At 56.7% G+C, this 11,977-nt stretch carries 9 protein-coding genes; all 9 read right to left on the reverse strand.

Annotated features, from left to right (window positions below; genetic code table 11):
* Positions 1–386 precede the first annotated feature (386 nt).
* Complete coding sequence (lacZ, locus tag ACO6BQ_RS10020; RefSeq protein ID WP_489120733.1) at positions 387–3,500, reverse strand: beta-galactosidase, LacZ type; 3,114 nt, start codon at positions 3,498–3,500, stop codon at positions 387–389.
* A 65-nt stretch (positions 3,501–3,565) separates the two neighbouring features.
* Entirely contained in the window at positions 3,566–4,987 is a 1,422-nt protein-coding gene (locus ACO6BQ_RS10025) for a glycoside-pentoside-hexuronide (GPH):cation symporter (protein WP_489120734.1), read from the reverse strand.
* 12 nt (positions 4,988–4,999) lie between these two features.
* Positions 5,000–5,605: a cytidylate kinase-like family protein gene (locus ACO6BQ_RS10030; RefSeq protein ID WP_006692756.1), complete on the reverse strand. Its 606-nt coding sequence runs from the start codon at positions 5,603–5,605 to the stop codon at positions 5,000–5,002.
* A gap of 230 nt (positions 5,606–5,835) precedes the next feature.
* Entirely contained in the window at positions 5,836–6,543 is a 708-nt protein-coding gene (gene deoD / locus ACO6BQ_RS10035; RefSeq protein WP_489120736.1) for a purine-nucleoside phosphorylase, read from the reverse strand.
* Between the two features lie 80 nt (positions 6,544–6,623).
* Positions 6,624–7,415: an ABC transporter ATP-binding protein gene (locus ACO6BQ_RS10040; RefSeq protein WP_489120738.1), complete on the reverse strand. Its 792-nt coding sequence runs from the start codon at positions 7,413–7,415 to the stop codon at positions 6,624–6,626.
* Positions 7,408–8,241: an ABC transporter ATP-binding protein gene (locus ACO6BQ_RS10045; protein ID WP_489120739.1), complete on the reverse strand. Its 834-nt coding sequence runs from the start codon at positions 8,239–8,241 to the stop codon at positions 7,408–7,410. The genes ACO6BQ_RS10040 and ACO6BQ_RS10045 overlap by 8 nt, the downstream gene beginning before the upstream one ends.
* A complete protein-coding gene (opp1C, locus tag ACO6BQ_RS10050; RefSeq protein ID WP_314662275.1) occupies positions 8,238–9,062 on the reverse strand; it encodes a nickel/cobalt ABC transporter permease in 825 nt (274 codons plus the stop codon). The genes ACO6BQ_RS10045 and opp1C overlap by 4 nt, the downstream gene beginning before the upstream one ends.
* A 1-nt stretch (position 9,063) precedes the next feature.
* Positions 9,064–10,002, reverse strand: coding sequence for a nickel/cobalt ABC transporter permease (gene opp1B, locus ACO6BQ_RS10055; protein ID WP_489120740.1), 939 nt, complete (start codon positions 10,000–10,002; stop codon positions 9,064–9,066).
* An 82-nt stretch (positions 10,003–10,084) separates the two neighbouring features.
* The gene (gene nikA, locus ACO6BQ_RS10060; protein ID WP_489120741.1) at positions 10,085–11,668 is read right to left on the reverse strand and encodes a nickel ABC transporter substrate-binding protein; all 1,584 of its coding nucleotides are present in this window, start codon (positions 11,666–11,668) and stop codon (positions 10,085–10,087) included.
* Between the last annotated feature and the right edge of the window lie 309 nt (positions 11,669–11,977).

The following is an 11,977-nucleotide window of genomic DNA, read 5'->3' on the forward strand; positions in this document are numbered from 1 at the left end:
CGGGCAAAAAAGATGCGTCAAGATGGCGCGGCTGAATTTATCAGTGCTTCCGTAAATATCAAAATTGTAGTTAAGCAAAAGTAAACGTTTTCTTTTCCGTTTTCTATTCTATCTCTTTTTGCAAAAAAACGCAAGAGCTTTTTGAAAACTCCTGCGTTTTTTGCGTTATGATAAATGTTCCGAGCAACGGGACGTGCGTCGTAGCCATGCGCTACTCCTAAGCGAACCCTAGTGGAGCAAGTGAGTAAAGGGCGCGGTACGCCCCGTCGGATTTCTTTCGTTCAAGCGAAGCGCGTTTAAGAAGTCCGACGGTATTTAAGCGTACAAGCGCACGATCACTTGCGCAACTACAGGTTCGCGTGGAGTGTGCATGGCGATTCCCTAAATCAAATCCCCTTCAGCGTAAACGCCAGATGCCGCGTTTCGTTTTTCTGCACATACTCCGCAAGCACTGGTGCGCCCCAGCTGTCGTCGCCGCCCACGCCGCACATCCCCGCCGACGCACGCAGATACGTGTGCTGCGGGCGCGGCAGATCGTACGCATGACGCGCATTCTCAAGCTCATGCGGGCTGTACGGAAGCGCCGACGCCTCGAACGGCACATCGCCCGCAAGGCGAATGCCGTGCCCGCTGCGATCCGTGACCTCGATCCAGCGCATACCACAGTGATTGCCCGTCTCCTGCGGACGCAGATACGGCTCAACCTCGTCTGCCGTCGTACTCTCATAGATACCGAGCCGCGCACCCTCGCAGCGGTCAATATAGTTCTCCTTTGGCCCGTACCCGTAGAAGCGAATGCGGTCATAGTCCGCAGAGAGCGTAAAGAGCATCGCAAAGTCCGGCATCTCCGGCAACCCCTCTGCCGCTTCATAGTCGAGTGCAACGCGGAGTGCCCCCGTCGCATCCACCGTATAGGTGACGGTGCAGGTTGCTGCGGGCGATGCGGTGAGCGCATAGGTAAAGCGTATCGTAACGCTCTGTGCGCGGCGTTCCTCCTGTCTGCCGAAGAATCCGTCCACCACCGTAAATGCAGCATCATCCACGCTGTACTCGATGCGTATGCAGCGGCGATAGAGGCTCGCAAGCTTCCACTGCGCCGTATCCGCCATGCGTCCGCTGCCGTAGTCGTTGTCAACAGGCGCACGCCAGAACGACGGCTGCGGCAGTTCCTCGATCAGCTCCCGCCCGCCATAACGATAGGAGACGAGATTGCCCTGCGCACTTGAGAACATCAGGGAGAAGCCCGCCCCCTGCACACCGAGATTGATGTCCCCCTGCACCACGCGCAGACTTCCGTTCTCCGCGAGCGGTGCATAAACGGGGGCGGAAGGACACTCCGCAACGACATTGCGGATCTGCAGTGCGTCGCCCGTCCATGCCGGCAGAATCGTCTGCCCAAACGCAACCTCATGCCCCACGTTTGCCCAACGCTCCTCCCGTGCAAGCACGAGAGACGCTGTCAGCACATGTTCCCCATTGCCAAACGAGGGTACGGCGCAGGGCAAACAGCGCGTTTCTCCCGGCGGTACGGAGGGTGCCGGCATACGCCGCTGCCAGACCGTCTGTCCGTCCACGGCAAGGACAAGCTGCAGCACATAGCAGTCCGCATTTGTAAAGAGACTCTTGTTCTCGATCTCCACACCATTCCACGAAGGGCGCAGCGTGAAATTCTGATAGTTAAACTTCACATCCTGCAGCTTTGCCGTCGGACGACGATCGGCAAAGAAAATACCGTTACCGCTGAAGTTGTAATCCGACGGACGATCACCGAAGTCGCCGCCATAGAGAAATACATCCTCCCCATACCGCCCGCGCCAACGAATTGCCTGATCGCCGAAATCCCAGATAAAGCCGCCCTGATAGAGTGGCTCGCGCTCCGTCAGCTCCGTGTACTTGTGCATACCGCCGCAGCTGTTGCCCATTGCGTGCGTATACTCACAGCAGATCAAGGGCTTGTCCCTGTGCTCCTTAAGGAACGCCTCGATGTCCGCCGCCTTCGTATACATCCGGCTTTCCATATCGCTCGTTGCGGGATAGCTGCGATCCCAGAAAATTCCCTCGTAGTGAACGAGGCGCGTCGGATCGACGCGGCGGAAGTATTCGCTCATCTCGTAGATGTCACGCCCGCCGCAGGACTCGTTTCCGCACGACCAGATGAGGATGCACGGATGGTTCTTGTCCCGCTCGTACATCGACTGTGCGCGGTCGAGCACAGCGGCGAGCCACGGCGCATGATCGCCGGGCACGGTATCCTCATCCTTCGCACACGCGCCGTTCTTCATCCACGAGCCGTGCGTCTCGAGATTTGTCTCGTCGATGACATAGAACCCGTAGATATCGCACAGCTCATAGAGACGACTGCTGTTCGGGTAATGTGACGTGCGGATCGCGTTGACATTCGCGCGTTTCAGTGCAACGAGATCCTGCTCAAAGAGTGCGGGATCCATCGCACGCCCGTGGTCGCAGTCGAATTCATGGCGGTTGACCCCCTTGAACACAATGCGCTTGCCGCTCAGCTGCATCAGACCGTCCCTCATGCAGAACTCACGGAAGCCAACACGCACACGCAGCGTTTCCTGCAGAAGACCATCCGCATCATAGACACAGAGAACGGCATGGTAGAGATACGGCTCCTCCGCACTCCACAAGCGAATCCCCGCAATGTCCGCCGAAAGCTCGTACGCCGTCCCCACAAAATGCTCATTGATCTGCAGTACCTCTGTGCCATCCGCGTCGTAGAGATCGAGCATAATCCCCTTTTCCCCCGCATCACCGAACGAGAGACGAATGGAGAGCTGACCGTCCGCATAGCTATGAACAGGGATTGCACGGACTTCGATGTCCTCGATGTGGTGCTGCGGCTTCGTGTAGAGAAGGACATCGCGATAGATCCCAGAGAACCGCCAAAAATCCTGATCCTCAAGCCAGCTCGCGCTCGCATAGCGGAACACCATCGCCGCCAGCTTGTTCTCGCCCGCCACAAGATACGGCGTCAGATCGAAGTCCGCAGGTGTGCAGCTGTCCTCACTGTAGCCGACGAAATGCCCGTTGAGGAAGAGCGCGAGTGCCGCGTCCACACCGGCAAAGGAAATGAAAACATTTTCCCAGTCCTTCGGCACGTTGAAATACTTCACATAGCAGCCGACAGGGTTGCTGCGCGTCGGAATCTCTCCCGGCGCGATGCTCTCGTGCCCGTCCCACGGATACGTCGTATTCGTATAATGCGGTATGCCTTGCCCCTGCATCTGGATGTGCGCCGGCACACGGATCGTCTCCCAGTCGTGACAGTCGTAGTCCGCCGCCTCAAAGCCCTGCGGGATGAGTGCCGTATTTCTTGCGTATGCAAAGTGCCATCCCCCGCTAAGCGTACGGTAGAACGAGGATACGCCGCGTGCCAGTTCCGCCTCGTCACGGTAGAAGATATGATCGCTGTGCGCGGGCAGGCGGTTCTCCGCAAAATACTGCGGGTCTTTCAGTTTCTCAAAATCGAAGCCGCTCATGTCAAGACCTCCGTTTCTGCAAAGAAAGCGGCCGACACCGACCGCTTTCCCAATATTAACACAGATTACTGATTCATTTCATCCCATTTTTCTTCCAGTTCCTCCACGATACGCGCGTGCTCCGCCTCCGTAAGCGTCACCTTCGCACGGTAGATAATCGCACCGAGCAGAATGAGAACGAACGGAAGCGCAAACATGACGAGCTTGAAGTTAAAGAGGTTCTCCGGCGTAATCGTCGCCGCTGTCGCACCGCTCGTCATGCCGACCCAGATCGCCGTAATGCCGATCATGCCGCTTGTGATCGCACCCGCGAGCTTGTCCACCAGCGGACGCACGCAGAGGACAAGCGCCTCATCACGATGGCCGAGCTTCAGCTGCCCATACTCGACCGTATCCGTGATCGTCATGAGCACGACGAGGAAGACCAGCGGCTGCGGCAGAGCAAAGAGCCCTGCGGCAAAAAGCGTCATAACAACGCTCGTGCCCGCCACCGCATAGAGTACGATACCGACGAGCATCACGGCAACCGAACCGAAGAAGAGCCTCCGACGGCTGAACTTCTCCGTCAGCGTCGGGAAGAGTGCCACGGCGAGCAAGCCGATGATGACGTTGATGATGCCGAGGAACGAGAACTGCTTCGCGTCGCCGAGCACATAGATAAAATAATAGAGGTTGAAATTATTGATGACATTCTGCCCAAGACCGAAAACAAGATACGCAATCGCCACCCAGAGCAGCTGATCATTCTTGATGAGGATCGAGAACACATCCTTGAACGAGGTCTCCGTCTTGTTCTCACGCAGGGCAGAGTCCTCTTCCTTCGTCCCAAGACCGAGGATGATCGCGCCAAGCGTTGCGATGGCACCGCCGATGACCGCAAACGCAAACCAACCCGCCGAGTCACCCGCACCGCCGTTTTCGTTCAGCGAGAAGTAGAGCACGACGGGCATGACGATCGCCGTGACCAGCTGACCGCCAAACACCGAGCCGATACGTGCGTAGGTCGCCGTCACCTCGCGCTCACGCGAGTCGAACGAGAGCGCGGGAATCATCGACCAGATGGCGACATCCTTTGCCGAGTAGAACACGTCCATGATGAGATAGAGAACTGCAAAGAGGACGAGGTAGAGCATCGGATTCGACACCGTCAGCCCGCCCATGTCCGTGAAGAGGATCGCCAGCGTAATCGCCGCAACAAACGCGCCCACGATGACCCACGGTTTGAACTTGCCCCAGCGCGTCTTCGTCTTGTCGATCGTGTTGCCGATAAAAGGATCAAGAAAGAGTTCACCGATGCGCAGTACAAGGATGATCGTCGTCACAATGCCGATCATATAGGCATCGTGCTCGTGATTGTCAGAGTGGAACAGATTGCTCGTGACAAAGATCATGAAGTATGTACCGAGCATAGCATAGAACACATCATGTCCGAAAGTGCCGCAGGAATAAGCGATGCGCGGCCAGAATTTGCTCTTTTTGTCCGACATGGGAATCCCTCCTCAGCCTTTGACCGTGCGGATGTAGGCAATGATGCCGTCCGCAATCTGCGCGAGCGGCGCACGCCCCGCATTCACAACGAGGTCATAGTGTGCGCCGTCGCCCCACTTGCGCCCCGTATAGTAGTCATAGTAACGCGCGCGTTTCTCATCCTCGCGATCCATCTCCTTGAGCGTCTTGCCCTCATAGACCGTACGTCCGCGCTCCTCACGGTAGTCGTCGTCCGCACAGACGAAGATGGAAAATACATCGTCGCGCTTGCGAAGCGCATAGTCCGCACAGCGTCCGAGGAAAATGCACGGGCCATCATCGGCAAGTTTCCGCACAACGTTCGACTCCGCCATGAACATCCCCTGACTGGACTCGCCCATCGCCATGCCGAACGAGTGGAACGGAATGAAGCGCGAGGACAGCGGCTTCACCGTGTTCTCAAGCTCGAGCAGCTCCTTCTCATGCAGATCGTTGATGCCGAGCTTTGCCGCCGCGAGGTGGACGATCTGGCGATCGTAGAGATGAACCCCCAGCTTCTCGGCGAGAATGTTCGCGAGTTCGCGGCCGCCGCAGCCGTACCGACGGCTGATTGTGAGGATGAATTTCTTCTCCTCCATGTGACTCCCTCCTTCATCATGGGAAACGGGTGAATGTTTCCCACTAACAACTCTTGAAAATGATAAAATGGAAAAGGTTTTTGGAAAAGTAAACGTTTTCTTTCTTATAGTTTTTATTATAACTCATCACTTTCCAAAAAGCAAACGTTTTCTTTTGAAAAGCAAAAAAAATTATGGATTACGGAATCAAAAAAGAGACCTCGCGTTCACAAGGTCTCTCATGAAGATTTTCAGCCGACCGCTGTCTCAAGTGCGATCTTGATCATATCGCTGAACGTCGTCTGCCGCTCCTCTGCCGTGCACTTCTCGCCCGTGACGAGATGGTCACTGACGGTGAAGAGCGCGAGTGCCTTCCGTCCATACTTCGCCGCGAGTGTATAGAGTGCCGCAGCCTCCATCTCGACCGCAAGCACGCCGTACTGACGCAGCTTCGCATTGTCGATCTCCTCATCGTAGAACCGGTCGACGGAGATGACATTGCCGACACGCACGGGGAGGTTCAGCTTCTTTGCATTCTCCACAGCGGCGGAGAGCAGCTCGTAGTCTGCGAGCGGCGCATAGTTGATCGAGCCGCCAAAGATGCTCCGAATGATCCCTGAGTCCGTCGTCGCGCCCTGTGCGATAAACACGTCGCGCAGCTTTACCTTCTCGTGCATACCGCCGCAGGTTCCGACGCGGATGAGCTTCTGCACACCGTAGTAGTCCATCAGCTCATTCACATAGATGGAGATCGACGGCATGCCCATGCCCGTGCCCTGCACGGAGACCGGAACGCCCTTGTACGTGCCTGTATAGCCGAGGATGTTGCGGATGGAGGTGTACTCCTTCGCCCCCTCCAGGAAATTCTCCGCGATGAACTTCGCACGCAGCGGATCCCCCGGCAGCAGAATGCGCTCGGCGACCTCACCCTTCTCGGCGGCAATATGCAGTGAACTCATAGTATCTCTCCTCTTCTAGATATGATCCCCCCTTCCCATTTTAACCTGTCGGTGCACTCCCGACAAGTGGGAAATTTCCTCTAAGCACTCTCTGCGTTAAAATCAAGCACCGCACCGAGCAATTCCTTTGCGTAGGGTACGTCGAGTTTCGACAGCTCGCTGACGGGAGAATCCGCAACGACGCTGCCATCCTTGAGGAAGATGACGCGGCTGCAGAAGTAGGTGATCGAGGTGAGGTCGTGCGTGATGAAAATATAGGTCAGACCGAGTTTTTCCTTGAGGTCGATCAGGAGATCCATGATCTGTACCTGCGTGTGTGCGTCGAGAGAAGACACCGCCTCGTCAAAGAGGATCAGCTCGCTCCGACAGGCAATCGCCCGCGCAATGCAGACGCGCTGCAGCTGCCCGCCCGAGAGCTCGTGCGGAAACCGCTTCGCAAAGCTCTCATCCAGTCCGACGAGCCTGAGAAGCCGCGCCGTCTCCTCGGCATAGTCGATCTTCTCTCCCGTCTTTCGCGCACCGACGGCGATCCCCTCACCGATGACTTGACGGATGGTGAAGCGTGGGTTCGCACTCGTCGTATAGTCTTGAAAGACGATGGAGAGACGATTTCTGAGATGTTCGCGCCCCTTGCTGCCCGCATAGACATCCTCGCCCTCGATGAGCACAGCACCCGAATCCGGCTTCAACAGTCCCGCGAGCACACGCCCCGTCGTGGACTTGCCGCTGCCCGACTCACCGAGGATGCCGAGGCTTTCGCCCTTTCGGACGGCAAGGCTGATGCCGTGGAGCACGGTCTTGCGCTCCGTGCCAAAGATTTTCTTCTGCACTTCCTTTTTGAAGCTGACAACAATATCCTTCAGTTCAAGCATACGCCTCACCTCCCTGCATCACTGCCTCATAGCGGCGCATGACCGCTGTTTTCTTCTCAATCAAAAGCTGCGTATAGGAGTCTTTCGCCCCCTCCACGATCTCGCGGAACGTTCCCGTATCGACGATGCGCCCCTTGTTCATGACGAGGATGCGGTCGGAAATGTAGTTCGCCACCCCGAGGTCATGCGTGATAAAGACCATCGCCGTCCCGCTCTCCTTGACCTGGCGGAATGCCTTCAGCACCTCGAACTGCGTAAGCGCATCCAGTGCCGTCGTCGGCTCATCCGCAATCAGTAGGCGCGGCTCCAGCATGAGCGCGATGCCGATCATGATGCGTTGGAGCATGCCGCCCGAGAGCTGATGTGGGTACTTCTTCAATGCCTCTGCGGGATCGCGTATCTGAAGTTTCTCGAAGAGCTCCAGCGCACGCCGCAAAATCTCTGCGCGTGACCAATCCGTATGCTCGACGAACGTCTCAATAACCTGCTCCTCAATGCGAATGAGCGGATCGAAGGAGGTCATCGGGTTCTGCATGACCATTGCGAGCTTCGAGCCACGCAGGAGGCGCAGGCTCTCGCCCGACTCCTTGAGGAGATCCTTCCCCTCAAAAAACACCTCGCCCGTCACGGTAAAATGCTCGTCGAGCAGCCCCATAAACGCCTGCATCGTGAGGCTCTTGCCGCTGCCCGACTCACCGAGAATGCCGAGGCATTCGCCCTCACGAACGACGAAGCTGCTGTCATGGAGCAGGGTGATGTCCTGCCCCTCCTCATGCACGACAGCCCGCAGGTTCTTGACCTCAATGACGTTTTTTCCTTCACTCATGAGCGCACCTCCTTCGGGTCGAGCACGTCGCGGATGGCATCGCCGAGCAGGTTGAACGCCGTGACGACGGAGACAATGGCGATACCGGGCGCAAGCATCTGGATGGGGTTCGTCGTGAGGACGTTCTTTGCCTCGTTGAGCATCGCGCCCCATTCGGGAATCGGTGCCTGCACGCCGAGACCGAGGAAGGACATCGTCGAGATGTTGATGATCGCCCAGCCGATGTCAAGGCTCGCGAGCACGGCGAGATCCGCCGCAATCGAGGGCAGCAGATGGCGCATGAGGATGAAGCTGTTGCTCGTCCCGACCACGCGGCTGAACGAGATAAAGTTTTTGTCGCGGTGCTGAATGACACCCGTACGGATCATACGCGCATACCACGCCCACTTGATAAACACCTGCGCGAGGATGATGTTGCGGACATCCACGCCGAGGAGTGCGACAATGGCAAACACCATGATCTGGCTCGGGAACGAGAGCATGACATCGACGATGCGCATGATGACCTCGTCCACCGCCCCGCGGAAGTAGCCGGCACACAGCCCCATGAACGCGCCGAGACCAATCGTACCGAGCATCGTGAGCGCGGCAAGCCCGAGCGTCGGGCGGATGCCGTCGAGCATACGCGAGAGAATGCAGCGGCCGAGCTGATCCGTACCGAGCGGATACTCCCAGCTAAAGCCGGCAAATTTGTTCGCGATGTTGTTCGCGTAGGGGTCGTGCGGGCTGATCCACGGCGCAAGGATGCCGAGGAGTACAATGATACCGAGGAAGATCGTCGTCCCCATCGCCGTGCGGTTGTGCAGAAATCTGTCGAGCACGTTACTCCCCCTCTCTCACACGCGGGTCGGCGAGTGTCTGCAAAATGTCGAAAATCAGATTGAACACGACAAACAGCACACCGATGAACAGCACATACATCTGAATGACGGGATAGTCCCGATTGAAAATCGACTTGATGCAGAGCGTTCCGAGACCCGGCCACGCAAAGACATTCTCGACGACGATCGTCCCTGCGATGAGCTGCGGAATGCTCATGCCGATTGCGACAAAACAGGTATGCAGCGAGTTCCGCAGGATGTGCTTCACGAGGATCACACGCTGACGAATGCCGCGCACGCGCGCGTATTTCACATAGTCCTGCTTCATATTTTCAAGCATATTGTTGCGGATCAGACGGATGTACGTCGAAATGTACGTCAGTGCCACGGTAAAGGCGGGCAGGATGAGCGAGTCAAAGCCCTTGTTCCCGCTCGTTGGCAGGAGGTTCATCTCGATGGCGACGAGCCACATGAGGAGAAGTCCGATCCAGTACGCGGGCATCGCCGTCGTCATAAAGACAAAGAGACGAACAGCCTTGTCGATCAGCGTGTTCTTGTAGACCGCACAGAGGAATCCGACGGGCAGCGAGATCAGGATGACGAGAACGAGCGATGCCCCCGCGAGCTCGAGCGTCGCCGGCAGACAGCGCAGCAGCTCGTCAGAGACGCTGCGCAGCGGGTTGACATAGCTGAAGCCGAAATCCCCGTGCAGCACATTCCACACCCATGTGAGATAGCGGATGAGATACGGCTTGTCCAGCCCCAGCTCCGCCCGTGTCTCGGCGATCATCTCGTCGCTGATGACGGGAATCTGCCGCACGCGCAGTGCTACCTCGGCGGGATCGGAGGGGATGAGACTGATGAGCGCGAAGCAGACGAACGAAATCGCAACGAGCAGCGGGATCGTCATCAGAACGCGCCGAATGATATACTGTTTCATAGTCACACCATTTCTATTGCGCATAAAACGCAGGAAAAGGACTGCCACGCTTGCCGCGACAGTCCTCCTCATCCAAAAATAATTACTTCCAGCTCATGAGCCAGAAAGGCACCTCATACTGCGAAGATGTGAACTGAACGCCCTCAAGCCCCTCACGATAGATTGCCTTGTTGACCTCGTACGTGATGGGGATGTAGGCAGCCTGCTCCGCGAACTGCTTCAGCACATAGCTGTAGTGCTCCTGACGCGCGGCATCGGTCGTATCCTTGTTTGCCATGAGGATATTGCGGTCGATCTCCGCCTTCGTCGGAATGCCCTGCTGTGCGGCATAGTCACCGTAGACGGGCTCAGTCATGCCCGCGAGCGAGGACATCGGATCGTACGGCATACCCCAGACGATGTTGAAGATGATGTCGAAGTTGCCCGCCTTCATGTTGTCACGGTAGGACTGCTCTTCCTGTCCTGAGATGTTGAGTTTGACACCGAACTTCGCGTACTCTGCCTGCAGGTACTCCGAGATGGTCTTTTCCATGACCGAATCGACGTTGTAGAGGAGGTTGAGACTGAGCTTCTGCCCGTTCTTCTCGCGCACACCGTCCGCGCCCATCGTCCAGCCCGCCTGCTCGAGGAGCTGTCCGGCGGTATCGGCATTGTACTTGTACTCCATCACGTCGATGTTCGCATACGGCACATTCTTTGCAAAGAGCGTCTCTGCGGGCGGCTCAAAGCCATAGAAGATATTGTCCGAAATGGACTGACGATCCGTCGCGTAGTTGAGCGCACGACGGACATTCAGATCGTTCAGGATGGGGTTCGTCGTGTTGAGCACGAGCTCTCGCGTCGAAGCGGGCGAGGAGAGTGCCGTCTTATACCCCTTCATATTCGAGAACTTCTTGACCGCATCGCCGTCGATCATATTCTTGCCGAAGATGAGGTCGATCTCACCCTTTTCAAGCGCAAGCAGACGCGTCTGGTTGTCGGGAATGACCTTGACCGTGATCTTGCGGATCGCGGGCTTCTCGCCCCAGTAGTCTTCGTTGCGCTCAAAGACCGCATACTCGTCCGTGACGTGCTCGACAAGCTTATACGGACCCGTGCCGATGTACTCCGTCACGCCGTCCTTCGTCAGGCCGTTCTTCATGACCTTCGGCGAGCACATCGCGAACGGACGCAGGACGCCGAGCTCCGTCATCATCGCACCGCGCGGCTCCTTCAGCTTGATGACGAACGTATTGTTGTCGGGCACCTCGAAATGATCGAGCACCTGCAGGAACGTCCACTTGTAACGCTCCTTGAAGCCGTTCAGTGCATTGAAGTTCGCGAGGATTGCCTGTGCATCGCAGACCTCGCCGTCCGTGAATTTAACGCCCTCGCGGATCTTGAACGTATACGTCAGACCATCGGGGCTGATCTCCCAGCTTGTCGCAAGCGAGGGTGCATACGTGCCGTCCGGATTGATGGTGATGAGCGTATCGTAGAGCAGCTTCTGTGCGTACATCTCACCCGCGAACAGATGCGGGTTGAGGTCACGCGTATCGCGGAAGTTGACATAGACGATCTCGTCCTTCGGACGCTCCGCCGTATTCGATCCTCCGCAGCCGCCGACAATCAACGATGCGCCGAGCGCAAGCGTCGCCGCCAAAACCTTCCAAGCACTTTTTTTCATAAAGCCTCCTTAAAATCTCCTTAAATCCATCCCATAGCCGGCGGCAGCGGACAATCCCCTCGCCCTGCTGCCGCCATCCACCCGTACATCTCTTATTCGGTCAAGAACCTCCCCCCAAAGAAACCTTCCATCAACATATTTGCAGTATAGCATAAGTCGATTATGATTTTCAATATCTTTTGTATACAATCTCTGTAAAGCAACACAAAAAGCCCCTTCGACGAGTTTGCTGCGTCGAAGGGGCTTCGGGTGTTATATAGGAATCGCTGATAAAATGAAGTCCGTCAGATTGGCGTAGATTTTTTCGTC

The organism is Centipeda sp. (in: firmicutes), from assembly GCF_057271695.1.